This is a genomic window from Pantoea coffeiphila (assembly GCF_016909495.1).
GTDB classification, from domain to species: domain Bacteria; phylum Pseudomonadota; class Gammaproteobacteria; order Enterobacterales; family Enterobacteriaceae; genus Erwinia; species Erwinia coffeiphila.
Map to the genome: position 1 here is coordinate 662,145 of NZ_JAFBFW010000001.1, position 24,962 is coordinate 687,106.

Annotated in this window: 25 protein-coding genes, 1 other RNA gene and 1 pseudogene; 18 read left to right on the plus strand and 9 right to left on the minus strand. The window is 53.5% G+C overall.

Annotated elements, in window-relative coordinates; genetic code table 11:
* Window positions 1–53: 53 nt before the first annotated feature.
* Both ydiK and rprA read left to right on the plus strand, forming a co-directional pair.
* Window positions 54–1,175 (plus strand): AI-2E family transporter YdiK, encoded by a 1,122-nt coding sequence (ydiK, locus tag JOE09_RS03100; protein ID WP_205064748.1) that lies wholly within the window; start codon window positions 54–56, stop codon window positions 1,173–1,175.
* Window positions 1,176–1,541: 366 nt separating this feature from the next.
* Window positions 1,542–1,647, plus strand: an RNA gene (gene rprA, locus JOE09_RS03105) — antisense sRNA RprA.
* Window positions 1,648–2,077: 430 nt separating this feature from the next.
* Here rprA and ppsA read toward each other — a convergent pair.
* Complete coding sequence (gene ppsA, locus JOE09_RS03110; protein WP_205064749.1) at window positions 2,078–4,456, minus strand: phosphoenolpyruvate synthase; 2,379 nt, start codon at window positions 4,454–4,456, stop codon at window positions 2,078–2,080.
* 471 nt (window positions 4,457–4,927) lie between these two features.
* Here ppsA and ppsR point away from each other — a divergent pair, with 471 nt between their 5' ends.
* From ppsR to JOE09_RS03140, 6 genes are all read left to right on the plus strand, one after another.
* Complete coding sequence (gene ppsR, locus JOE09_RS03115) at window positions 4,928–5,761, plus strand: posphoenolpyruvate synthetase regulatory kinase/phosphorylase PpsR (protein WP_105594982.1); 834 nt, start codon at window positions 4,928–4,930, stop codon at window positions 5,759–5,761.
* Window positions 5,762–5,903: 142 nt separating this feature from the next.
* Window positions 5,904–6,950 carry a 3-deoxy-7-phosphoheptulonate synthase gene (locus JOE09_RS03120; protein WP_205064750.1) on the plus strand — a complete coding sequence of 349 codons (1,047 nt, stop codon included), beginning with the start codon at window positions 5,904–5,906 and terminating at the stop codon, window positions 6,948–6,950.
* A gap of 256 nt (window positions 6,951–7,206) precedes the next feature.
* Window positions 7,207–8,238 (plus strand): hemin-degrading factor, encoded by a 1,032-nt coding sequence (locus JOE09_RS03125; protein WP_205064751.1) that lies wholly within the window; start codon window positions 7,207–7,209, stop codon window positions 8,236–8,238.
* Window positions 8,235–9,056: a heme/hemin ABC transporter substrate-binding protein gene (locus JOE09_RS03130; RefSeq protein WP_105594985.1), complete on the plus strand. Its 822-nt coding sequence runs from the start codon at window positions 8,235–8,237 to the stop codon at window positions 9,054–9,056. Before JOE09_RS03125 ends, JOE09_RS03130 begins: the two co-directional genes overlap by 4 nt.
* Entirely contained in the window at window positions 9,053–10,054 is a 1,002-nt protein-coding gene (locus tag JOE09_RS03135; protein ID WP_105594986.1) for a FecCD family ABC transporter permease, read from the plus strand. The genes JOE09_RS03130 and JOE09_RS03135 overlap by 4 nt, the downstream gene beginning before the upstream one ends.
* Entirely contained in the window at window positions 10,047–10,826 is a 780-nt protein-coding gene (locus JOE09_RS03140; RefSeq protein ID WP_205064752.1) for a heme ABC transporter ATP-binding protein, read from the plus strand. The genes JOE09_RS03135 and JOE09_RS03140 overlap by 8 nt, the downstream gene beginning before the upstream one ends.
* On the opposite strand, the gene JOE09_RS03145 is transcribed toward JOE09_RS03140, so the two are convergent.
* The 5 genes from JOE09_RS03145 to btuC all read right to left on the minus strand — a co-directional run bounded on the left by JOE09_RS03145 (window position 10,823) and on the right by btuC (window position 15,272).
* Window positions 10,823–12,262: a protein adenylyltransferase SelO gene (locus tag JOE09_RS03145; RefSeq protein WP_205064753.1), complete on the minus strand. Its 1,440-nt coding sequence runs from the start codon at window positions 12,260–12,262 to the stop codon at window positions 10,823–10,825. The two genes, JOE09_RS03140 and JOE09_RS03145, sit on opposite strands and share 4 nt — an antisense overlap.
* A gap of 168 nt (window positions 12,263–12,430) precedes the next feature.
* On the minus strand, window positions 12,431–12,889 hold the full coding sequence (locus tag JOE09_RS03150) for a C40 family peptidase (protein ID WP_200544612.1): 459 nt from the start codon (window positions 12,887–12,889) through the stop codon (window positions 12,431–12,433).
* A gap of 73 nt (window positions 12,890–12,962) precedes the next feature.
* The gene (btuD, locus tag JOE09_RS03155; protein ID WP_205064754.1) at window positions 12,963–13,703 is read right to left on the minus strand and encodes a vitamin B12 ABC transporter ATP-binding protein BtuD; all 741 of its coding nucleotides are present in this window, start codon (window positions 13,701–13,703) and stop codon (window positions 12,963–12,965) included.
* Entirely contained in the window at window positions 13,704–14,249 is a 546-nt protein-coding gene (locus JOE09_RS03160) for a glutathione peroxidase (RefSeq protein WP_200544608.1), read from the minus strand.
* A 42-nt stretch (window positions 14,250–14,291) separates the two neighbouring features.
* On the minus strand, window positions 14,292–15,272 hold the full coding sequence (gene btuC / locus JOE09_RS03165; protein WP_200544606.1) for a vitamin B12 ABC transporter permease BtuC: 981 nt from the start codon (window positions 15,270–15,272) through the stop codon (window positions 14,292–14,294).
* A gap of 254 nt (window positions 15,273–15,526) precedes the next feature.
* Here btuC and JOE09_RS03170 point away from each other — a divergent pair, with 254 nt between their 5' ends.
* Window positions 15,527–16,315: a DUF6216 family protein gene (locus JOE09_RS03170; RefSeq protein ID WP_239552904.1), complete on the plus strand. Its 789-nt coding sequence runs from the start codon at window positions 15,527–15,529 to the stop codon at window positions 16,313–16,315.
* Between the two features lie 142 nt (window positions 16,316–16,457).
* Here JOE09_RS03170 and JOE09_RS03175 read toward each other — a convergent pair whose 3' ends face one another.
* Both JOE09_RS03175 and JOE09_RS03180 read right to left on the minus strand, forming a co-directional pair.
* Window positions 16,458–17,447, minus strand: coding sequence for a phage integrase (locus JOE09_RS03175; protein ID WP_205064755.1), 990 nt, complete (start codon window positions 17,445–17,447; stop codon window positions 16,458–16,460).
* A gap of 63 nt (window positions 17,448–17,510) precedes the next feature.
* Entirely contained in the window at window positions 17,511–17,813 is a 303-nt protein-coding gene (locus JOE09_RS03180) for a helix-turn-helix domain-containing protein (protein ID WP_205064756.1), read from the minus strand.
* 100 nt (window positions 17,814–17,913) lie between these two features.
* Here JOE09_RS03180 and JOE09_RS03185 point away from each other — a divergent pair, with 100 nt between their 5' ends.
* From JOE09_RS03185 to JOE09_RS03225, 9 genes and pseudogenes are all read left to right on the plus strand, one after another.
* Window positions 17,914–18,174 carry a hypothetical protein gene (locus JOE09_RS03185; RefSeq protein ID WP_205064757.1) on the plus strand — a complete coding sequence of 87 codons (261 nt, stop codon included), beginning with the start codon at window positions 17,914–17,916 and terminating at the stop codon, window positions 18,172–18,174.
* Between the two features lie 48 nt (window positions 18,175–18,222).
* Window positions 18,223–18,429, plus strand: coding sequence for a DUF4761 domain-containing protein (locus tag JOE09_RS03190; RefSeq protein ID WP_205064758.1), 207 nt, complete (start codon window positions 18,223–18,225; stop codon window positions 18,427–18,429).
* Window positions 18,426–18,701: a hypothetical protein gene (locus tag JOE09_RS03195; RefSeq protein ID WP_205064759.1), complete on the plus strand. Its 276-nt coding sequence runs from the start codon at window positions 18,426–18,428 to the stop codon at window positions 18,699–18,701. The genes JOE09_RS03190 and JOE09_RS03195 overlap by 4 nt, the downstream gene beginning before the upstream one ends.
* A 229-nt stretch (window positions 18,702–18,930) precedes the next feature.
* Window positions 18,931–19,164: a DUF2732 family protein gene (locus JOE09_RS03200; RefSeq protein WP_205064760.1), complete on the plus strand. Its 234-nt coding sequence runs from the start codon at window positions 18,931–18,933 to the stop codon at window positions 19,162–19,164.
* Entirely contained in the window at window positions 19,164–19,391 is a 228-nt protein-coding gene (locus tag JOE09_RS03205; RefSeq protein WP_205064761.1) for a TraR/DksA C4-type zinc finger protein, read from the plus strand. The genes JOE09_RS03200 and JOE09_RS03205 overlap by 1 nt, the downstream gene beginning before the upstream one ends.
* A complete protein-coding gene (locus JOE09_RS03210; protein WP_205064762.1) occupies window positions 19,388–19,726 on the plus strand; it encodes a hypothetical protein in 339 nt (112 codons plus the stop codon). The genes JOE09_RS03205 and JOE09_RS03210 overlap by 4 nt, the downstream gene beginning before the upstream one ends.
* A complete protein-coding gene (locus JOE09_RS03215) occupies window positions 19,723–20,562 on the plus strand; it encodes a DNA adenine methylase (RefSeq protein WP_205064763.1) in 840 nt (279 codons plus the stop codon). Before JOE09_RS03210 ends, JOE09_RS03215 begins: the two co-directional genes overlap by 4 nt.
* Entirely contained in the window at window positions 20,559–21,569 is a 1,011-nt protein-coding gene (locus JOE09_RS03220; protein WP_205064764.1) for a phosphoadenosine phosphosulfate reductase domain-containing protein, read from the plus strand. Before JOE09_RS03215 ends, JOE09_RS03220 begins: the two co-directional genes overlap by 4 nt.
* Window positions 21,566–23,636 (plus strand): annotated as a pseudogene (locus JOE09_RS03225) (replication endonuclease); the annotation flags it as partial. The gene JOE09_RS03220 and the pseudogene JOE09_RS03225, both read left to right, overlap by 4 nt.
* 504 nt (window positions 23,637–24,140) lie before the next feature.
* Here JOE09_RS03225 and JOE09_RS03230 read toward each other — a convergent pair.
* Window positions 24,141–24,953, minus strand: a complete 813-nt coding sequence (locus JOE09_RS03230; RefSeq protein ID WP_205064766.1) for an HNH endonuclease — start codon at window positions 24,951–24,953, stop codon at window positions 24,141–24,143.
* Window positions 24,954–24,962: the final 9 nt, after the last annotated feature.

Consider the following 24,962-nt stretch of genomic DNA (forward strand, 5'->3'; position numbering starts at 1 on the left):
CCACCCGGTCGCCGCGAATAGGGAATTTACTGACCCGAGGTTATGGTTCACACATGAAGAATGTTTATAAAGGTTGGGACTTGCCGCAGATTGTGTTTACGCTGCTGTTTATCAGCATTGCGATCATCGCCTGCTTCTGGGTAATTCAGCCTTTTATCCTGAGCTTTGCCTGGGCCAGCATGGTGGTCATCGCCACCTGGCCACTGATGACTAAGATCCAACGGCTGCTGTGGGGACGCCGCTCCCTGGCGGTTATCGCGATGACGTTGCTGCTGCTGCTGGTGTTTATTATTCCGATTTCACTACTGGTTAACAGCTTGCTGGATTCCAGCGCGCCGGTTATCGCCATGATCAGTTCCGGACGCCTGGAAATGCCAAAGCTGGAGTGGCTGAACGATGTGCCGATGATCGGGGATAATCTCTATTCTGGTTATCACACCCTGATTGCCGGTGGCGGTACCGCCCTGATGGCAAAAATCCAACCCTATATCGGCCGTACTACCGGCTTCTTTGTGGCTCAGGCGGGATATTTTGGCCGCTTTATGCTGCATCTTGGTCTGATGCTGTTGTTCAGTATGCTGCTGTACTGGCGCGGCGAGCAGGTTGGGCGCGGGATACGTCATTTTGCCTTCCGCCTTGCCGCCCGCCGTGGTGATGCTGCCGTACTGCTTGCCGGTCAGGCAATACGCGCCGTTGCGCTGGGCGTGGTGGTCACCGCACTGGTGCAGGGTGTGCTTGGCGGTATTGGACTGGCGATTACCGGCATTCCCTACGCCACGCTGCTGACCGTGCTCATGATCTTCTCCTGTCTGGTGCAGCTGGGACCGTTGACGGTACTTATCCCGGCGATTATCTGGCTGTACTGGAGCGGCGACACGTCATGGGCAACCGTGCTGGTGATCTGGAGCTGCGTGGTCGGCACGCTGGATAACGTGCTGCGCCCGATGCTAATCCGCATGGGTGCCGACCTGCCGCTGCTGCTGATCCTTTCCGGGGTGATCGGTGGTCTGGTAGCTTTCGGCATGATTGGGCTATTTATTGGTCCGGTGGTGTTAGCGGTTTCCTATCGGCTTCTCTCCGTATGGGTCCACGAGGTCCCGGTTCCCAGTGACGATCCGACGATGGTAGTCGAAGAGCTGGTCGAATTTGAGAACGATAATCCGCGACAACTCTGATCGCAAATCTCAGCTCTCAGCTCTCAGCTCTCAGCTCTCAGCTCTCAGCTCTCAGCTCTCAGCTCTCAGCTCTCAGCTCTCAGCTCTCAGCTCTCAGCTCTCAGAATGATTAACGCGGCCAGTATCGCTGGTCGCAATCATTAGCAACAAAAAACCATCCTTACGGCCCCACCTTCATTTTATTAGCAAATCTTGACTGTATTAACTTAAAACAGCATGCAAACAGGCCAAATCAGCACTTTTGTTAACCTTTTCTTCTGAATAAATGACAATAATTGGCCATCTGCCCGTGAATGCATTATTGATTTTAAACTAATGAGATGATTCTTAATGACGCCAGAATGCGTGTTGCTTAGTATTGAATCCATGTTTGAAATCAAGCTACTGATTTCTAAACACCCTTTCCCCTGAGTGAAGTACAAAATTGCTGTGTGTAGTCTTTGCCCATCCTCTGCGATGGGCTTTTTTTTGGCTGCGTTTTGACGGAGTGAGTCTCGCTATTTAGCGATTGATGTTTTCAAATCTGCCCAGCGGAGGTCCTGGCTGCAATTATGTGGCCGCTGGTTGTGATTGTGGGGGATGTTGTGGGGACTACTGCGGCATCGGCGCAACCCGCAACGCTGAGATGAACGCCTATGGTCATAAGACGACAATAATAGATGTCTGTTGTCCCCCTTATCAGAACTACCCCAAACTAATGACAACAGCTCAGCGTTATAGCGACAAGATAGTCAGCAGGGAGACAGCCGGCACCGATCTAACAGCCACCAGCCAACAAAACAAAAAAACCGCCATCGAAAACGAGAGCGGTTTTTATAAGTGCCTCAGATAATCACCGAAGGCTGAAAACACGCCTCGGTGTATCCGAAAAAGGGAGCATCACACGCCCTTTATGAAAGACATTACTTCTTAATCTCAGCCAGCGACAGCCAGGTCTGCACCACGGTATCCGGGTTCAGGGACAGACTGTCGATCCCCTCCTCCATCAGCCAGGCCGCAAAATCCTCATGGTCCGACGGACCCTGACCGCAGATGCCGACGTATTTACCCTTCTTCTTCGCCGCGCGGATCGCCATAGACAGCAGCGCTTTCACCGCGTCATTACGCTCGTCAAACAGCTCAGACACCACGCCTGAATCGCGGTCAAGGCCAAGCGCCAGCTGGGTCATATCGTTGGAGCCGATAGAGAAGCCGTCGAAGTATTCCAGGAACTGCTCAGCCAGCAGCGCGTTGGACGGGATCTCACACATCATGATGATCTTCAGCCCGTTCTCGCCGCGCTTCAGTCCCTGACGTTCCAGCTCTTCAACCACCGCCTTCGCCTGAGCCACGGTACGCACGAACGGCACCATGATTTCAACGTTAGTCAGGCCCATCTCGTTACGAACGCGCTTAACGGCCGCGCACTCTAACGCGAAGCAGTCGCGGAAGTTGTCGGCAACATAGCGACCGGCACCACGGAAGCCCAGCATCGGGTTCTCTTCCTCAGGTTCGTAGCGCTCGCCGCCAACCAGGTTGGCATATTCGTTAGTCTTAAAATCAGACAGACGAACGATCACGCGCTTAGGCGAGAACGCCGCACCCAGCGTTGCAATCCCTTCGGTCAGACGGGCGATGTAGAACTCCACCGGGTCATCAAACCCTTTCATCATCCCGCGGATCTGCTGCTGCAGTTCCGGCGTCTGCTGATCGAATTCCAGCAGGGCACGCGGGTGAACGCCAATCATACGGTTGATAATAAATTCCAGACGCGCCAGACCTACGCCTTCATTCGGCAGGCAGGCGAAGTCGAACGCACGATCCGGGTTGCCGACGTTCATCATCACCTTCAGCGGCAGCGACGGCATTTCGTCAACCTGCGAGCTTTTCACCTCGAAGTCGAGCAGATCGTCATACACGTAGCCGGTATCACCTTCCGCACAGGACACGGTCACTTTCTGGCCGTCTTTCAGATGGTCGGTCGCATCACCGCAGCCGACTACCGCCGGAATACCCAGCTCACGGGCAATAATTGCCGCATGGCAGGTACGACCGCCGCGATTGGTCACAATCGCCGACGCTTTCTTCATGATCGGTTCCCAGTCCGGGTCGGTCATATCCGTTACCAGCACGTCGCCTTTCTCAATGCGGCCCATCTCGCTGATATCGTGAATCACCTTCACTTCACCGGCACCGATACGATGGCCGATTGCGCGGCCCTCAACCAGAATTTTGCCTTTGCCCTGCAGGTTGTAGCGCTCCATCACCTGACCGTTAGAACGCACGGTTTCCGGTCGCGCCTGCACGATAAACAGCTTGCCGGTGTGACCATCTTTCGCCCATTCAATGTCCATTGGACGCTGGTAGTGTTTCTCAATCAGCACCGCCTGCACCGCCAGCGCTTCAACTTCTTTGTCGGTCAGACTGAAGCGGTCGCGCTCGGCTTCCGGCACGTCTTCGATCGCTACCTGCTTGCCGTGTTCCTGCGAGTCGGCATAGACCATGCGGATTTTTTTCGATCCCATATTGCGGCGCACAATCGCCGGGCGGCCCGCGGCCAGCGTCGGTTTGTGCACGTAGAATTCATCAGGGTTAACCGCACCCTGCACCACCATTTCACCCAGGCCCAGCGCAGCGGTGATAAAGACCACCTGATCGAAGCCCGATTCGGTATCAATGGTGAACATCACGCCCGATGACGCCAGGTCAGAACGCACCATGCGCTGAACACCGGCAGAGAGCGCCACGCCACGGTGGTCATAGCCCTGATGCACGCGGTAAGAGATCGCGCGGTCGTTAAACAGTGAGGCGAATACGTGCTTCACCGCCACCAGCACCGCGTCATAACCCTGCACGTTCAGGAAGGTTTCCTGCTGCCCGGCAAACGACGCATCCGGCATGTCTTCTGCCGTCGCCGAAGAGCGTACGGCAAACGACGCTTCAGCATCGTCAGAGGACAGCTGGTCATAGGCCTGATGGATAGCCAGTTCCAGCTCCGGCTGGAAAGGCGTGTCGATAATCCACTGACGGATCTGCTTACCCGCTTTCGCCAGCTGATCAATATCATCAATATCGGTCTTATCCAGCAGTTCATAGATACGCTGGTTAACGCCGCTTTGATCAAGGAACTGGTTGAAAGCATCAGAGGTTGTCGCAAAGCCATTCGGCACGGACACACCCAGTGATGACAGGTTAGTAATCATTTCACCCAGAGAAGCATTTTTGCCTCCCACCCGATCGACATCGTGCATGCCAAGTTCGTTATACCAGAGCACGAGCGGCAATTGGCCTTTATTGGACATTGAAGCAATCCTTGTAAGATTTAATTAGGAATAAGGGATACAGCATTGCTTAGTGAGACTGTCACAACATCGGAGGGTTGAGAAAGTGTTGAATCGTTCAAGCAACTCGGCGGCGACGTTTTTAAGACAACTCTGCGCAGGATAATGACTGGAAGAAATCAAATTAAAAAATAAATACTTTTATTTTCATTAAGTTAAAAAATCACTCCTAAATCGCGCAAATTTGTTTGCGCAACAAAAACAGGATTCCTTTTGAGAATGATTTAAAAAGAAGGGACGCATAAAATGAATAGTAAACAGAAACGTCATTTCATTTATGCTTAATGAAATGATACTGCAAATATTATAAGAATAAAAATTTCAAATCATCATTTATTTGGATTTTTCATTTTATTTTGTCGATGAAATCACAGTTTGCTTTCTGCATCGGAAATAAATTAGTCTGCCCGCATAGCTCAATCTGGAGATAAAATGGACGTGAATGCCGAACGCAGTGTTTTCTATATTTCAGATGGTACGGCAATAACCGCCGAGGTGCTGGGTCATGCCGTACTTTCCCAGTTCCCGGTGGAAACCAACAGCGTGACGCTGCCCTTTGTGGAGAACGTGCAGCGGGCACAGGCAGTGAAAGCACAAATCAACACCATTTATCAGCACAGCGGTATTCGCCCTCTGGTGTTTATCTCTATCGTTACGCCGGAAATCCGCGAGATCATTTTACAAAGTGATGGATTCTGCCAGGACATCGTTCAGTCGCTGGTGGCACCGCTCCAGCAGGAGCTGGGCGTTGCGCCTGCGCCAGTCGCTAACCGTACCCACGGTCTGACCGCCAGCAACCTGGGCAAATACGACGCCCGTATTGCCGCCATTGACTACACGCTGGCCCACGATGACGGTATTTCTCTGCGCGGGCTGGAGGAAGCACAGGTGATACTCCTCGGCGTATCGCGCTGCGGTAAAACCCCGACCAGCCTTTATCTGGCGATGCAGTTCGGTATCAAAGCGGCGAACTATCCGTTTATCGCCGACGATATGGATAACCTGAAGCTGCCGCCCGCGCTGAAGCCGTTCCAGAACAAGCTGTTTGGCCTGACCATCGACCCGGAACGTCTGGCGGCGATTCGCCAGGAGCGCGCGGTGAATACCCGTTACGCCTCAATGCGCCAGTGCCGACTGGAAGTCGGTGAAGTTGAAGCTCTGTTCCGCACCAATCAGATCCGCTATCTCAACAGTACCAACTATTCGGTAGAAGAAATCGCCACCAAGATCCTCGATATCATGGGACTGGCGCGACGCATGTACTGACGCCGGGCAAACCGACGGCCTGCGGTTTTTTTATGGCATTTATCCTGCGGCGATGGTTGAAATCATCGCCGTTTGCTTTAAGGTGATCGCCATTACTTCCCGGTATTCCTGCCGTTGCGAAGACAAAAATTTAGAGAAGACCATGAATAAAACAGATGAACTGCGGACCGCGCGCATCGACAGCCTGATAACGCCTGCCGAACTGCTTGCCAGACACCCCATTACCCCAGCCGTTGCCGAAACTGTGATGACCTCCCGCCAGCGTATTGCCCGCATTCTTTCGGGCGAGGACAAGCGTCTGCTGGTGGTCATCGGCCCCTGCTCGCTGCACGATCCCGCTGCAGCACTGGAGTACGCCTCACGCCTCAACGAACTGCGCGATAAGTATCAGTCCCGGCTGGAAATCGTGATGCGGGCCTATTTTGAAAAGCCGCGCACGGTAGTGGGCTGGAAAGGACTGATTTCAGACCCGGATCTGGACGGCAGTTTCCGCGTTAACCACGGGCTGGAAGTGGCACGCAAGCTGCTGTTGGATATCAATGCCCTGGGTATGCCCACCGCCACTGAATTTCTCGATATGGTGATCGGGCAGTTTATTGCTGACCTGATTAGCTGGGGCGCTATCGGCGCGCGCACCACTGAAAGCCAGATTCACCGTGAAATGGCCTCTGCGCTCTCCTGCCCGGTCGGCTTCAAAAACGGCACCGACGGCAATATCCGTATCGCCGTAGATGCTATTCGTGCGGCCCGCGTCAGTCACATGTTCCTCTCTCCTGACAAGCAGGGGCAGATGACGATCTACCAGACCAGCGGCAATCCTTCCGGCCATATCATTATGCGCGGCGGCAAGCAGCCTAACTACCATGCACAGGACATTGCTGAAGCCGCCGCGGCACTTACCGAACATCGCCTGCCGACGCAGATGGTGATCGACTTCAGTCACGGTAACTGCCTGAAACAGCACCGTCGACAGAAAGACGTTGCAGCCTCCATCGCCGGGCAGATCCGCAACGGCTCAACGGCGATTGCCGGGGTGATGATTGAAAGTTTCCTGCAGGAAGGAGCGCAAAAAGTTCTGCCGGACACGCCGCTGACCTGGGGCCAGTCCATCACCGATCCCTGCCTGGGATGGGATGACAGCGCCGCCGTTCTGGCGCAGCTGGCGGACGCTATCGACAGTCGTTTTTAATCTTCTGGCTGGCCATTTTATGGCCAGTCTTTCAACTTCTATGCTCTCCCTCGTCAATAAGCTGAATTTCTGCTTGATTACCGCCACCTTTCCCTGATAATGATTATCATTCTGATAATGAATATCCTTTTTCTATCAACGGCTATTCTGTGTGATCGCTCCCGAGTATGCGATCGGCAGCCATGAATTTACGAGCCATCAGTGGTAATGATTGTCACTGACGATTGTCAGTGGATGAACTTTGTGAGGAGCAGCAATGACAGCGCAATACCAACGTTACACCGAATTAAAAGAAGAGCATCCGAAAAAATATGCCCGCGATCTTGCTGCGCTGATGGGGATCAGCGAAGCCGAGTTGACCGCTGCGCGCGTTGGCCATCAGGCTGCTCCACTGCGCCCTGCGATGCGCGAACTGCTGCACGCGCTGGAAAAAGTGGGTGAAACCAAATGCATCACCCGCAACGAATATGCCGTTCATGAACAGCTGGGCACCTTTAACAATATCCATATCAATGAACATGCCGGGATCGTATTGAACCCGCGCGCCCTGGATCTGCGCGTGTTTGTGAATCAGTGGGCCAGCGTGTTCCATCTGCAGGAAATGACCGGCCACGGCGAACGTCAGAGCATTCAGTTCTTCGATCGCCAGGGCGATGCGGTGCTGAAAGTCTACGCGACCGATAAAACCGATATGGATGCCTGGCAGGCCGTGCTGGAAGAATTCAACGCCGAACCGGCCGCTGAATTCAGCGTAGCCGCCGCCGAGCCGGCCAGCTTTGCCGACAGCGTGGATGCCTCACTGCTGGAAAGCGAGTGGCGTGCAATGACCGACGTGCACCAGTTCTTCCGTTTGCTGAAGCGCCACAACGTATCCCGCCAGCAGGCTTTCCGCGCCGTTGCCGACGATCTGGCGACCCGCGTCAGCAATACGTCACTGGCGACGCTGCTGGAAACCGTTAAGCGCGACGGCAACGAAATCATGATTTTCGTCAGCAACCGCGCCTGCACCCAGATTTTCACCGGCGTGATTGAGAAACTGATGCCGATGCACAACTGGCTGAATATCTTCAACCCGGCATTCACCCTGCACCTGCAGGAGCTGGAAATTGCCGAAACCTGGATCACCCGTAAACCGACCGCCGACGGTATTGTCACCAGCCTTGAGCTTTTCGCCGCTGACGGCACGCAGATCGCCCAGCTTTACGGTCAGCGTAGCGAAGGTCAGCCGGAACAGAGCCAGTGGCGCGAACAGTTAGCAACCCTCAGCAGCGAGGAAGTTTCAGCATGAAATCATGGTTAGCCGCGCTTTGCGTTTTACCGCTGTCGTTTTCAACCCTGGCCGCTGAGCGCATCGTCAGCATCGGTGGCGATGTAACGCAGATTATCTATGCCCTTAACGGACAGAAAGATCTCGTCGCACGTGACACCACCAGTCTGCACCCGGAAGAAGTGAAGAAACTGCCCGACGTCGGCTATATGCGCATGCTGAACCCTGAAGGCATTCTCGCGCTGAAACCGACGCTGGTGCTGACCACCGAACTGGCTAAACCGGCGCTGGCGCTGGAACAGGTGGCGAAAAACGGCGTGAAAGTGGTCGATGTCACCGGTAAGACCGACGTCTCTGCAATCAATCAGAAAATTGAAACTGTTGCCGTCGCGCTGCATCGCGAGCAGGAAGGTAAAGCGCTTCAGGCGAAGATCTCCAGCGAGCTGGCCAGCATTCCTAAAACTCAGCTGCCGGTGAAGGTGCTGTTTATCCTCGCCCACCAGGGCATGGGCACTATGGCTGCGGGCAGCGGTACGTCTGCTGACAGCGCTATCCAGGCGGCAGGTCTGCAAAACGCCATGGCTTCGGTAAACCGTTATCAGGCACTGTCGCAGGAAGGCGTGGTTGCCAGTGCGCCACAGCTGATTGTGATCACCACCGATGGTCTGAAAACCGTCGGCGGTGAAGCAAACCTGTGGAAACTGCCGGGTCTGGCATTGACTCCGGCGGCGAAAAACAAGCAGCTGCTGGTGGTTGATGATATGGCACTGCTGGGTTTCGGTATCGATACCCCTGCGGCTATTCTGAAGCTGCGCCAGACCGCGGAAACCATTAAGTGATGTCAGCACGCGCCTTACGCTGGCTGGGCATTTTACTGCTGCTGCTGCTGACGCTCGCCGTCAGCGCAGCCAATATCGGGGCGATGAAGCTGTCGCTGCCGATGCTGTGGCACGCCGGAACGGACAGCAGCCTGTGGCAAATCTGGTTTACTATTCGCCTGCCCCGCGTACTGCTGGCCGTTATCGTTGGCGGTGCTCTGGCGCTCTCCGGCTGCGTCATGCAGGGTCTGTTCCGTAACCCACTGGCCGATCCTGGCCTGCTGGGGATCAGCAGCGGTGCGGCGCTGGCGGTGGCGTTCTCCATCGTCATGTCTGTTTCGCTGCCGGGAATTTTCGCGCTGTATGTACCGCTGTTCGCGGCGTTTATCGGCAGTATTGCGGTAACGGTGCTAATTTTCCTGCTCAGCCGCCAGGGTTTTAGCGGACTGAGCCGCCTGCTGCTGGTGGGGATTGCGATCAATGCCCTCTGTGCCGCTGCCGTGGGCGTGCTGTCGTGGGTCAGCACCGACCAGCAGCTGCGCCAGCTATCGCTGTGGGGCATGGGCAGTCTGGGTTCCGCGCAGTGGCCAACCGTACTGGTCTGCGCCTCGGTGGTGTTACCGGCGATGGTGCTGGTTCAGCGCCTTGCCGGGCGCCTCAACCTGCTGCAGCTGGGTGAGGAAGAAGCGCACTATCTCGGCGTTGATGTGCCGCGTACTCAGCGCTATCTGCTGGTGCTCAGCGCGCTGCTGGTCGCCGCTGCGGTATCTGTCAGCGGTATTATCGGCTTTATCGGCCTGGTCGTGCCGCATCTGATGCGCTTCTGGCTCGGTGGCGATCATCGCTGGCTACTGCCCTCTTCGCTGCTCAGCGGTGCCATCCTGCTGCTGATTTCAGATACGCTGGCGCGCACGCTGGTAGCTCCTGCAGAAATGCCCGTTGGTTTGCTCACCAGCCTGATAGGCGGTCCGTGGTTCCTGTGGCTGATCCTGCGCCGCCGTGGAGGTATGAATGGATGAGTCATTAACAGCCAGCGGTCTGGGCTATAACCCGGGCCAGCGCTGGTTGCTTGAAGATATCTCCCTCAGTCTGCGTCCCGGTGAGCTGGTATCGCTGATTGGGCCAAACGGGGCCGGTAAATCGACACTGCTGCGTCTGCTGACCGGTTTCTACACGCCACAGCGCGGGCAGTGCACGCTTAACGGCAAGCCGCTGGCGGCCTGGTCACCGGCAAAATTATCGCAGCAGCGCGCGGTAATGCGCCAGCAAAGCAATATGAGCTTCCCGCTCAGCGTAGCCGATGTGGTGGCGATGGGCCGTGCGCCCTGGCCCGGACAGCCGCAAAAGGCGATCGTTCAGGAAGTGATGGCGCTGACCGGCTGTGTGAATCTGGCTAATCGCGACTTCCTGCAGCTTTCCGGCGGTGAACAGCAGCGGGTACAGCTGGCCCGCGCGCTGGCGCAGCTGTGGCAGCAGGACGGACCCCGAGGCTGGCTGTTCCTTGATGAACCGACCTCCGCACTGGATCTCTATCACCAGCAGCACCTGCTGCGCCTGCTGTCGCAGCTGACCCAACAGCATTCGCTCAGCGTCTGCTGCGTGCTGCACGATCTGAATCTTGCGTCGCTGTGGTCGGACCGTGTGATACTGCTGGCGCAGGGGAAACTGGTAGCCGAAGGCACGCCGGCCGACGTGCTGGATGAAGAGACGCTGACGCGCTGGTATCACGCCGACGTGATGGTGCACCCGCATCAGATCGAAGGGGTGCCACAGGTGGCTCTGCGCCGCTAGCTGGAGCAGCTGACCTCGATTTTTTTACCCCAGTCCGGCGGTCGACGTGCCAGATCGCCGAACTCTTCGATGTCTTCAAACGGATGTGACAGCGCCTGGTGAAGTCTCGCCAGTGCGCTGGTGTCGTCCTGTTCCGCCTTCTCAATGACCTGCTGTGCCAGATAGTTACGCAGCACTACCGCCGGATTAGCCTGTTTCATAGCCCGCTGGCGTTCCTCATCGCTACGCTCTTCCTGCAAGACCCGCTGACGCCAGACGTTATACCAGCCGTCGAACGCATCGCGATCGATAAACTCATCGCGCAGCGGTGAACGGGACTGCTGCTGCTCGCTGTCGCTCAACATTCGGAAGGTACGGGTGTAATCGCTTCCCTCACGCGTCATTAACGACAGCAGCCCGGTCAGAATATCGTTGTCGTGCCTGTCGGCGGTCATCAGCCCCAGCTTCGCCCGCATTTTTTCGCCCCAGGCTCGCATCAGCTCCGGTTCGTAGTTCGCCAGCGCCTGCTTAAGCTGCTCGGTAGTCATCAGGCCCGAGAGCGAATGCGCCAGGCGGTTCAGGTTCCACAGCCCAATCATTGGCTGATTCTCAAAGCTGTAGCGTCCCTGATGGTCGGTATGGTTGCAGATAAATTCCGGCTGGTAGTCATCCAGAAAACCATAAGGGCCGTAGTCCAGCGTCAGACCGAGAATCGACATGTTATCGGTGTTCATTACGCCATGGGCAAACCCTACGCTCTGCCAGCTGGCGATCAGTCGTGCGGTGCGCTTCACCACGTCGCTGAACCACAGCAGGTATTTATCCGCTTCCTGTTGCAGATGCGGCCAGTGATGACGAATAGCGTAGTCGGCCAGCTCGTTGACTTTTTGCTGGTTGCCGCTGTAGTAAAAATGCTCAAAGTGGCCAAAGCGCAGGTGACTCTCCGCAACGCGCAGCAGCATCGCACCGCGTTCGGTAGTTTCGCGGTAAACGGGTTCGTCGCTGGCAACAATAGTCAGCGCCCGGGTGGTCGGGATGCCCAGCGCGTGCATCGCTTCCGAAGCCAAAAACTCGCGCAGCGTGGAGCGCAGAACCGCACGCCCATCCCCCATCCGCGAATAAGGCGTCAGCCCCGCTCCCTTCAGATGCCAGTCAACTTTACGCCCGTCGGCCAGCTGCTGTTCACCGAGCAACAGCCCGCGCCCGTCACCGAGCTGTCCGGCCCAGACGCCGAACTGATGACCGCTATAGACCTGCGCCAGCGGCTGCATGCCATCCGCCAGGCGGTCGCCGCTCCACAGCCCAACGTTCTCCACGTTGAACAGCTCGTCGCCCAGCCCCAGTTCACGCGCCAGCGCTGCGTTACGATACAGCAGGCGCGGATTCGCTAACGGTGTGGGCGATACGGCGCTGTAGCAGCCGCTCAGTTCCTGGAACCAGGTATTATTAAATTGCATGCTGTCTCCATCAGTGCCCGCGGGAACATCCCCGAAGGCAGGTGCAGGAACTAGTGTAAATCGCGGAGCGTGGATAAAACACGGAGACTATGAAGGGTTATTCTGCTTTCTTCCCGCATCATCGAATAAACAGGCCTGACAAAAGCGGTCAACGCTGCGTTCGTCCGTTTAAATCCGTCGCGCCTGCCAGAACACTTTGCGCCAGTAAACATTATCCAACGAGGATCGCATTACACCCTGACTGGTCGAGGCGTGGATAAACTGATTGTCGGTGTCATAAATGCCCACATGCAGGCCGTTTTCGCCGCTGCCGGTTTTAAAGAACACCAGATCGCCGGGCAGCAGATCGTCCTTACTGATGCGTGTACCTATATCAGTTTGCGCGGATGTTGTGCGCGGCAGCTGCAAATCAAAGCGATCGCGGAAGGTCAGATAAACAAAACCCGAACAGTCAACGCCACCCCGGCTCATGCCACCGTAGCGGTAAGGGGTTCCGTGCCACTGAGAAAGCTGATCGTCGAGCTGCGCAATCACCATTATCCGGTCGGCAAGCTGCGTTTTTGGCGGAGGGGCATGGCTGCTGCAGCCGGCAAGAATCACGATCATGAGCACAAACCAGTAACGCATAGCACACCATCCTCTGGAGTCGGAATATTAACTTTAGCGGCAAACTCGCCACGCTGACAGCGTTAGCGGCCGGTTACACGAACGTGGTCAGAAAAGAGCGCCCTTCTACCTGCAGCTGGCGGAAAGGCACCTGATACAGCGCGGACAGGTGCTCTGGCGTCAGGATCTCCTGCGGGTTGCCCTGTAGCGCAGGCTGCCCGGCTCGCATCAGCCATACGATATCGGCATGTCGCAGCGTGTGATTCAGATCGTGGCTGCTCATGATAACCGTCACGCCTCGTTCAAGCAGCCCGGGAAGCAGGCGATCAAACACCGCCTGCTGACCAATATCCAGCCCGGTCATCGGTTCATCTAACAGCAGAAGCTGCCCCTGCGGCTGGCTGACCTGTGAAAAGACGGCAGCAAGCCGGACCCGCTGCCATTCACCGCCGGAAAGCTGGCCCAGCGGGCGATGCAGCTTATCGCTAATCTGTAGCGCATCGGTAAAATACATCAGCTGCTGCTCGCTGGCCGAAGTCTGCTGTACATCGTGCATTAACAGATAGTGCCAGACAGGCATCTGCTCTGAAGGCCGCTGTTGCTGCGGCAAATAAGCGCGATGTCGCGCCAGACGCGGTGCGGCCCACGCCATCAGCGGTTCATTGTTGAGCAGAATATCGCCCTTTACGTCAAGCAGGCCGGCCAGCGAGGCTAACAGCGAGCTTTTACCCGCGCCGTTTGGCCCCACCAGATGGATCAGCTGGCCGCTGTCGACCTCAGCGCTAAAGGGGAACAGGCGCTGTTCAACGGCGGCCTGGCGGATATCCAGCAGCACTTATCCTGCCAGCGCCTGTTTAATTGCGCTGACTACGACTTCATCTTCCGGCTCCATGTCCGGTGAGAAGCGCTGCAGGACGCGACCGTCGCGGCCAATAAGGAATTTTTCAAAATTCCACAAGATATCGCCCGGCTGCTTCGGCGCGCGGCCTTTACTGGTCATGCGTTCAAGGAAGCCGCTCCCCTGCGGGGCCAGCGCCTGCGGCTGCGCGGCAACCAGTTGAGCATAGAGCGGATGGCGCTGCGGCCCGTTTACCTCGATTTTGCTAAACATCGGGAAGGTGACGCCGTAGGTGGTGCTGCAGAACGTTTTTATTTCCGCTTCAGTACCCGGTTCCTGCTCAAGAAATGCGTTGCAGGGAAAACCCAACACCGTCAGGCCTTTATCGTGCCAGGCCTTTTGCAGATTTTCTAACTGAGAATACTGCGGCGTCAGGCCGCATTTTGAGGCGACATTCACCACCAGCAGGACATCCCCCTGCCACTGTGCCAGCGTGGTTTTCTCACCGTCCAGCGTAGTCAGCTCTGTTGCATAAATGCTCATTGAATTTTCCTGTTTAACATGGATGGATAGCCGTTTTAGCGGCTAGCGGTTGCTCAATAATAACCAGATAAAGATCGGTGCACCCAGCGTGGCGGTCACCACGCCCACCGGAAGCTCGGCGGAATTCAGCGCCACGCGGGCAATAATATCAGCGGCCAAAAGCACACCCGCGCCAGCAAGGGCACAGCCGGGTAAAAGCGTACGATGATCGCTAAGACCGTTCAGGCGCAAAATATGTGGGATCACCAGGCCAATAAAACCTATCGCTCCGGCCAGCGCAACGCTGACACCCACCAGCCAGCCAATCGCCAGCACCAAAAGATTGCGCCACAGAACCAACGGTAGCCCCAGCTGTCGAGCTGACGTTTCACCCAGCGCCAGCAGATTCAGGGCCGTCGAGCGAGTCGTCAGCCAGAGTAACACCGGCAGCAGCGCCAGCATCAGCCAGCGTTCGTTCCAGCCGATACCTCCGAAACCGCCCATCATCCAGTACATTAGCTGACGCAGATCGAGGCTGCTGCTGAAATAGACCGCCCAGGTCATGATCGCGCTACAAACGATCCCCAGCGCCACCCCGGCCAGCAGCAGGCGGCTGCCGGAAAGATGCCTGCGGGCAAAACGCAGCAGCAACAGTGTGATGAACAGGGCACCGGCAATAGCGCTGACGCTCATCACCCACGGGTCGCCGTTTCCTGCAAATACCGCCAGCACCAGACCGACGCCCGCCCCGGCGGAGACACCCAGCAGCCCAGGTTCCGATAGCGGATTGTTAAACAGCGCCTGCATCGTCGCGCCCGCTACCGCCAGCGAGGCCCCCACCAGCAATACCGCCAGCGTGCGCGGGAGGCGCAGCTGCCAGACGAACAGTTCGGCATCAGCCGTTAACCAGCGCGTCGGTGGCACCCAGCGATCGCCAACACACAGGCTGAGCAGCAGCAGGACCAGGCAAAATATCGCCAGCGCGCTCAGCCATATTCCTGACCGCCGTTTTGCACGCGTAATCTGTTGGTTAAGCAGGGTCATAAGCGACGTTTTGGAGTGAAAACAGAGAGTTAATTTTAGAGGGAAATCTGAAAAATGGAAGCGTCCTCTGGAAGCGGCGGATGTGTTATTCACTCTGTAACCGTGCTATCAACCCCCGTGTTCGCGCCGTTTGGCAGCAGAAGTTACAGTGATAAATCGGGGAATCGATCCCTGGTAGTTATTTTCCTGGACTTTATCAACGCTATCAGAGGTGATAATAATTGGCTTACAGAACAGCAGATTAAGGTGCAGAAATGCAGAATATCACCCCCTCACTTAATATGGTCAACGCTGAATTCACCAATGCCCCGTTAGGAACAACGGTTGCTTTAATCACCATTCTGGCCTTGCTCATCAAGCCAACGATTAAAATTGCCAACAGAATTTTCACCTATAAAAAAGGACACAGTGAAATTTTGAAAAAGGGTGGCGTCCCGGCATTCATGCTGAATTTCTTTATCATCTCAATTCCATTAAAGAAACTCCCCACAATCGGCAAACCTGAGAAAGTCATTACGTTTGTCTTTTTCATTATTTTGTTGCTGGCGTCCTGGTTTCTGATTCCCGCTCTGGTTCAGACATTGAGAACCCCACCAGACTCAACGCTATTGATCTGGAAAGAATCCGGAAAACCCTTCTACATATCCGCAAAGAAAGCGTCGGAAGCCACGACCTTCCTGCCTTCCAGCTGGTCTGTAACGGTGGAGGAGTGCCGGCAGAACACGTTATCCGCAACAGAAAGCCAGGGGTTACTCAGCGCCAGGAACCGACAGGACTTATGTACCCTGCTGACAACAGCCGAGGGCCAGTCTCATCTGGAAAATGCGATCGCTAAATTTAACAAGGAAAAGCTCTTCGTCACGTCAATGATTCCGTTTACCTTAGCGGTCATTTTGTGGCTTCTCCTGGGTTTTATCTTCACCATTTACTACACGAAAAAAGTCAGAAAATTTATTCTTATGGAACAAAAGAAGGCCATTTACTGCGCCCATGGGGATTTTTCTGCGACGGGTGTTTATGCCATCTATCAAGAGATTGAATAACATAAATGACATGAAAAAGGCCGCTTGCGCGGCCTTACATACATCATATAAATCAGTATTTTACGTTTATTATCTTGATGTTAGATGAAACACAGGTCTTAATTAATCCGCCATAATCCTGATGTTTTGGTCAAAATGTGGATCACTTGTCCCCTTCCAACGGTGCTAATGGATTAAGTTTCACAGCATCATTCAGATAGTCTGGTGCAAAGTGCGCATAGACCATTGTTTGCAAGATGGTGGAGTGCCCAAGGATTTTCTGAAGCGAAATAATATTGCCCCCGTTAATCATGAAATGACTGGCAAAAGTATGCCGCATCACGTGGGTGGCTTGGCCATCGGGTAAATCGGGAACCAGTTTTTTGAGGACTTTTCGCACATTGTCATAATCGACCATGGGGAACAGCTCGCGCCCGTCACCGTCTCCAGTAATTTCCCGATGGAGTGTCTTTGAAATTGGCACCGTGCGATCTTTGCCATTCTTAGTATTAACGAAAGTACATTTGAAAGGGATGACTGCGTCCCGCATCAATGTTGCGGCTTCACTCCACCTTGCCCCTGTAGCCAGGCACAGACGAGCCACCTTGAGATCATCACCATCCAATGCACTCAGGAAAGCAATTATCTGCGGCTGAGTGAGGTAGGCCATCTGCCGGGCACTGCGTTTTATGCGCGTAAGCCCGGCTAGCGGATGTTCATTGTGATAAAGCCCAGTTTCAATCAGAGCAGTAAAAACGCCGCTTAACATGGTCTGATCTTTGTTAATGGTTTCAGGCTTTATTCCTGCCTCCAGTCGCAACGCGCGATACCTGGCAATGCTGGAACGATTGATCTGATCAGCTCGCGGATGCCCCATTCGTTCGGCGATATTAATCAGCTTTTTATATATAGCCTCGCCGTCCTTGAGAGTTCTACCGTGCTGCGAACGCCACAGCTCAATCAATTCTGTAAGCGGTCGTCTATCAGCAGGTTTATCTATCCATTCTTTATTGTTTTGAGTTGCGACAATCCAGCGCTCATACTGCTGCGCCTCGGACTTGGTTTTGAATGTTCTGCGAATACGCTTGCCATCCCTGCCCTGGGGACGAATATCGACCCGATACTGGCCGGTCTCCAATTTAGAAATCGTCATTCCACAGCCCCCGCTGGTAGCAAATTCCGCCCTTTGACCATTTTTCTTTTATATTTAAGGCAGTTAACCAGCCTTTTGGCCTTTTTGGGGGTTCGATGTGATGTTTTGCCCATCAGGGGAGAGAGCCGGGGCGATCTGTCCGGCGGCTTCTGATGTTTGATCAGTCATCAGCCAAAGCGTGTATTTCTGGAATTGAGCGTGCTGAGTAATCTTCAGCAAAATTTCGCTACTAATGTTTTCTCTACGCCCACTTTCATACTGCTTTAGCGTTGCGGCTGCAACACCCGTTAATGCTGAAAATTCCTCCCGCGTTAGACCTTCGCAGTCTCTTATCTCACGTATCTTTTTACCTAACGATGTTGACATGGTGTCGTTTGACTCCCTATACTCACCCAAAACAGTGTCATTTGACACCGCAGATCCAAAATAATCCGGGTAAATCCGGCGCGATCTAAGAGGATAATCCATGACAGCTAAGAAACCAAAACCAACGTTATTAGGAATGCCGGATTGCCCGGTTGTGTTCTGTCTTCCCTACCCCAAGCTGACCCTCTCAGCATATGCAGAGATCACCGGTCAGACCGTTCGCACAATTCAGCAGCAAGCCAATGAAGGAAAATTGGTTCTGACAAAAACCAAGCCAGGACGCGAGCGCCAGGTGAATATGGTTTACGAGTTTTTAGAAGCGTATGCGGAAGCTCAAGAAGCGCTGATGATGAAGATTTGAATTAATTGCATTGCTTGATAGTTCTTTAGCTATTTAGGAATCATATAGATGAATAAATTCACCGGCGCAACAATTCAAATATCAAAGCACACGCGCCTGTATTGTGGTTTCACGATTCACATATGCCCAGAACATAGCAAAACTAATCGCCGTGCATATCAAATCATGCGCAATGGCATATATCTGGGGCGGGACTTCTCCTCAACTGAGGCAGAAAAAACCATTGATGAAATCATCAGAAAGGCAAAGAAATGAAAAAAGCATACGCAATCCTAACTAATGATTTGCTTCAGCAATATCACAACAAAAAAGAAAACCTGAACTGCGCCACTGCAACCGCAGAGGCCGTTCGCCAGCTGTCGCTGAATGATTACGCCTTTCGCCTGAGCGTAGGCATGGAAGGGTTAGCCAGTGTGGCCCGCGCCGCCGGTGATGATGTCAGTGCTGATGCCCTGGAATCCCTAGTCAGTATGTGCAATTGCGGTGAAATCCCCTCACCTGTCAGCCTGGAACACTTTTCTGCATAGCCGGGTAATACCGGCCCTATTTAATGACACATTAGTTAGTGTCTCATTAAATAGGAGATATCTGGTCGCGCCCTGACAAAAATGGGCTGCAATAGAGCGGATTACCTCCTATACCAAAACCGGGAATTCTTGATAATCCCGAAATACTTTTCCGTTAATCCTTAATGGTCAATAAAAAGGCGAATCTGTTCGCCGGGATTTTTATTGCCAAAATTCAGGAGTTCAGAAAATGCGTAATGTAGAGCGTCGGCCTATTCAACCTGGCGTTGATGATGCAGGAATAAATTTCCTGCTTACCGAAGCCCGCAAAGACGAGCGCAGAAATCGCGCTGAAGTTATGGCGGCCCGCCTTGAAAGAATCGCAACCCATGTCGTGCGCAGTCAGATGAATGCCACAGCCGCGGCGGAATTGCTGTGCGCAGAGGCTGAAAAAATTCGCAACGAAGCGCGGGAGATCTGCTGATGGCTGACGTAATCGACATTGCGCAGGAGCACGCGAACGCGACTCTTGAGCGTCAAATCATGGCGGTCAGATCGCATGTAACGGCAGAAAGTGCATTTTTCTGCGAATCCTGCGGCGTAGAGATTGAGCAGTTGCGGCGAATCGCCGTGCCAGGCGTTTCAACGTGCCACCACTGCCAGTCACTGATCGAGAGTCGCGCAAAGCACTTCAAAGGCGGTGCAAAATGAGCAAAAAAATCGCGATAAAAGTGCAGCGGGATTACAGAGATATCTTTGTTAAGTATTTCATTTCTGGTTGTATTGTTGACTCAAGCGCATCCGTTAGCCGTGTCGATGATGATGCTGCTGAGTTTTGGACTTTGTATGAGCGGGACACGGATGGCTTAAGCCAGGCTCTCTGTGATTTCACAGATAAAGGATCGGCTGAACGTGCAAAACAGGCATTTACTGAAAGAGATATCCTAAAGCGTTTTGTGGAGCAGGAGTGCTTTGTCCAGACCGGTAATGGGTTTGACTATGCCACGGTTGCCATGCCTCACGACAGCAAAGGCGGTGCCTTATGACCGTCAAAACCCCTCTGAAATGGGTCGGCAGCAAGTCAAAAGTCATGACCGAGCTGAAAAAGTTTCTGCCAGCCGGTCAGCGCCTGGTTGAGCCATTCGGCGGCTCCTGCGCCGTCATGATGGCCACTGACTATCCCACCTATCTCGTCGCTGATATCAACAGCGATCTGATCAACATGTACCAGCAAATCCAGCAACACGAAAACGCATTCATTGCGCTGGCTGCGAAACTGTTCGCCCAGAACGCTGGCGAACAGGACTATTACGCGCTGCGCGATGATTTCAATAACAATCCTGGCATGACTCTGCTGTATCGGGCAGCGGCCTTCCTGTATCTGAATCGTCATGCCTGGCGCGGCGTGTGTCGGTACAACCAGAACGGCGGCTTTAACGTTCCGTACGAGAAAATATCTAAACCGTATTTTCCTGTTGATGAAATCCGTGCCTTTGCTGCCAAAGCCAAACGAGCAACGTTCATCTGTGCAGACTTCGCCGACACCCTTTCAATGGTTCAGCCCGGCGATGTGATCTATAGCGATTCGCCCTATGACGGAACATTCAGCCAGTACCACACCAGCGGCTTTGCCCGCCTAGAACATGAAAAACTTGCCGCACAGCTTAATCGGCTTGCCGGTGAGGGTTTTCGTGTTGTCGTTTCCAATAGCGATACCGAGTTCAACCGCAAGGCGTACCGCGACTTCATCCTCAGCCACATCACTACATCCCGCAGCGTTACCGTTGCTGCCGGACAAGGAAAGAAAGGCGCAGAAATAATCGCGACTTCAAACCCGAAATACATGATGGATTTCGATCTGGCGATTGGGGATGGCGTATGAAAATCGCCGATTCTCGATGCCACGCAGTTAACACAATAAATTGCGTCACTATTTCTGGAGGAAAAGACAGTCTGGCCCAGTGCTTAGTTGCCAAGGAGAACGGCATTGAGCCGCTCATGACTTTTGCTGACACTGGGCATGAGCACCCTCAAACCATGGACTATCTGGCTTACTTAGAATCTAAGCTGGGCAAGATAATCCGTGTGAAAGCTGACTTCACCCGCCAGATCGAAGGCAAAAGAAAATTCATTGCCGAGAAATGGCCTACTTCCTTAGTGGAAGAGTGCGGAATGTCGCCTGAGCAGGCGGCAGAACGCATTGCGCAGGCACTGAAAATACTGCATCCGACCGGGATACCGTTTCTTGATTTGTGCATGTGGAAAGGGAGATTCCCATCAACTAAAGCCCGGTTTTGTACCTTCGAACTTAAGCATGAACCAATTAAGGTGCAGGTCGTTGATCCTTTGCTCAGTGAAGGCAAGACGGTTATTTCATGGCAAGGCGTGCGCGCTCAAGAGTCCCCTGATCGTGCAGCATTAGCCGAATGGGAGGAAGGGCTAGATATTGGCCCTCGTTTAGCTATTTATCGACCGATTCTTGACTGGATGCATGAAGATGTTTTCGCCATAGCTAAGCGGCACGGCATAAAACCAAACCCACTTTATTTACAGGGCTGCAGCCGCGTCGGATGCATGCCATGCATTCACGCCAGAAAATCTGAGCTGGCGGAAATTTTCCATCGCTGGCCGGAAGAGATTCAGCGCGTCGCTGCATGGGAACGACTGGTAGCAGATTGCTCACGCCGCGGTAACTCCACTTTTTTCATGTCCACTCACGATCCTCTCCGTGCAGAAAGGCGTATTGAGATTGTCACTTTAGAAGCCTATGGAATTGAGACTTATCGCGATTGGGTGATGACAACCAGAGGCGGTAGCCAATTCGATCTGTTTGCAGGGCTAAATGATAGCGCTGTTTGCAACAGCGTTTATGCCGGGGTTTGTGAATGACCGCAGCTAACCCAGCTAAATCTGCTTCAGATGATAACCCACCCAGCAACCCAGACAGCGTTGCTGGGGTTTATTCGTGGAACGCCCCTAAAAACGCGATTAATCCTTATCTAGCCCCTGCACTGAACGCATCAGAATCAGCACTTTTAAACCTGATCACTCTCTATGCGAAAGACAGCGAGCGCGAACAGCTGCGCCGCGAGGCGTTGAGTGATGAGGTCTGGAATCGCTATTTCTATAACGAGTCGCGCGATCCCGTTCAGCGCGAGAGTGACCAGGCCGACTTACTGAGCCGGGCGAAAATGGCCCATGAACGCCAGCAATTCAACCCGGATCTGATAATCCGTGCAGACGTCCACGCCCAGCCATCATTTATCAGCAAACCGATGCTGCAGCGTATTGATTACCTGTACAGCCTGAACCGGCCGAAAGCCTATTCACGCTACCTGCGTGAGACTGTCAGACCCTGCCTCGAACGCCTCGACCGCGTGCGTGACTCGCAGCTCTCCATCTCTTTCCGCTTCATGGCGAGCTATCAGGGGCTGGACGGCCTGCTGGTGATGCCGGAAATGAATCAGAACCAGGTGAAAAGGCTTTCCACGCTGGTTGCCGCTCATATGGATATGTGTCTGGAGGCCGCATGCAGCGAGTTTCTAACCGGCAGTGATTCGCTGCCTGAACAAATCAGGCGTGTATGGGAACGCGTTGCTGATGAGGCAATGCGCCTTGATGTTATCCCGCCCGCCTTTGACAGGCTGCGACGCAAAAAGCGCCGCCGCAAACCTGTGCCTTACGACGTTATCCCCGGCTCGATAGGGCGTATGCGCTGTGCCGACTGGTGGTATGCCAAGTTATGGCAGATGCGCTGCGAGTGGCGCGAAGAACAGTTGCGCGCGGTATGTCTGGTTAACAAGAAAGCATCACCCTATGTCAGCTATGAGGCCGTGATCCATAAGCGTGAACAGCGTCGCAAAGCGCTGGAGTTTTTCCGCGCACATGAGCTGGTGAATGAGGACGGTGACACGCTGGATATGGAGGACGTTGTGAACGCCAGCAGCAGCAACCCGGCGCACCGGCGCAATGAAATGATGGCCTGTGTGAAGGGGTTGGAGCTGATCGCCGAAATGCGCGGCGACTGCGCGGTTTTCTACACCATCACCTGCCCGTCACGCTTCCACGCGACGTTAAGTAATGGCCGACCGAACCCAACGTGGAAAAATGCCACTGTAAGGCAAAGCAGCGATTACCTGGTGGGTATGTTCGCTGCTTTCCGCAAGGCCATGCACAAAGCTGGCCTGCGCTGGTATGGCGTGCGTGTAGCGGAGCCGCATCATGACGGTACGGTACACTGGCACCTGTTGTGCTTTATGCGCAAAAAAGACCGCCGGGCTGTTACCGCAATGCTGCGGAAATTCTCTATTCGTGAAGATCGTGCAGAGCTGGGGAACAATACCGGCCCTCGTTTCAAATCAAAGCTGATTGACCGCCGCAAGGGGACGCCGACCAGCTACATATCGAAATACATCAGTAAGAACATCGACGGACGCGGGCTGGCTAACGAGGTCAGCAAAGAAACCGGCAAGTCACTGCGTGATAACGCGGAGCATGTTACTGCTTGGGCATCACTGCACCGCGTACAGCAATTCCGTTTCTTTGGCATACCGAGCCGCCAGGCTTACCGCGAACTGCGTTTGCTGGCCGGTCAGGCTGGCAGGCAGCAGAAAGACAAAAAGCCGGGCGCGCAGGTACTGGAAAATCCACGCCTTGATGCCGTGCTGGCCGCAGCTGACGTGGGCTGCTTCGCTACCTACATCATGAAGCAGGGCGGCGTCCTGGTACCACGCGATCTTCACCTTATCCGCACTGCATACGAGATCAACGAAGAGGCAAACGCCTACGGCGATCACGGCATCCGTATTTATGGCGTGTGGTCACGTCTGGCTACGGGCCGGATATGCACGCATGCGACGAAGTGGAAAAAGGTTCGTAAGGCCGTTGCCGTTCAGGAGGCCTCAGCCGACCAGGGCGCTTGCGCCCCTTGGACTTGTGGCAATAACTGTCCCCCGGAACAAAAAACCAGCAAAAACGGGACTGTTATCCACAGCATTTCGTCAGAAATGACGGTGCCGGCAGCTGAAATATGGCCGCCGGATCTGAAGAAGGCGACCAGACAGGAACGCCGGGAAATCCTCCGGCGCATCCGCCGCGAAAACGCCCCGACAAAACCAGTGAAAAAAGCAGCCTATGCACCAGAGGACAGCCAGAAAGTGGCTGAAATTTATGATTTCGCGCAGTCGCTCGGCTGGCGCGATAACAATCTCATACTTTGGGCGCGCCATCTGGCAGCAGGCGGCGAGCTGTCAATGAACGGCGAGCGCTATTATTCCCGAAATGACGGGAATATTTACAGTAAAAAAGAATCCGTTCGTACGTCAAATGTACACATTGGAATAAAAATTAAATCAGAAGAACTGATATCGCGCTTTAATAAGTTACGAATATATAAATCAAGTAACAATCAGAAACTGCCCAGTTTTACAAGGACAGACCTGAAGGTTGAGGAAAAATAAATTACACCTCTGTGAAAAAACCGAAACTTCCTGGCTTTGAAATTTCAGGGTGCTCTTTTTTATTCAAAAGCCCCCATCCACCAAAGCCATTATTACTGGCGACCCCGCCATGAGATGCACCTAGACACACACCATTAATAAACGTTAATAGTGTCCCAGCATCAACCGCAAACCCATCTTTATTTTCATCAAAGAAAATCCCTTTTTTTAATTCAACCTTTGCATCAGAAAGATTTAACTCAAGCAATATCTTTTTCAAACCAGAGCGAATTTTAATGTTTTCACCTTCATAAACATAGTCCCAGGCATCAACTGAAATCATTAACTCTCCCTTAAGAACATTCAAGAGCACATTACCATTACAATCAGTCAATGATAATGAAAAGGTTAACCAGCCGTCTTCTTTGTGAATCAAGAAAAATCCCATTCCATTTATCCAAATTGGGCAATGTATTCCATTTTCTTTATTATTTAATCCAAAAACAGTATTACTTCCTAACTGAACGGAAAGTTTCTTAGAAGGTTCAAGCTTAAAACCAGTGGTATGAGCTCTATTTGAATTATGGGGATTTAACTTTGCTTCGCGCACACGTTCTTTTGAAAGTTTATTAGTTGTTTTTGCAGCGTGATGGTTAGGGCATAAAAGCACTAAGTTTTCTTCCGTATGTTCCTTAACTTCAGAATACTCATCAATATGATCGTATTGAAAAAAAGGCATGCCACATATAACACACCCAAAAAAACATTTCTTCCTAACTTCTCTTTTTATTGACTCAGGAATATCCGGCCTTTTATTAGATTTACCTTCTTCCATATATAACCC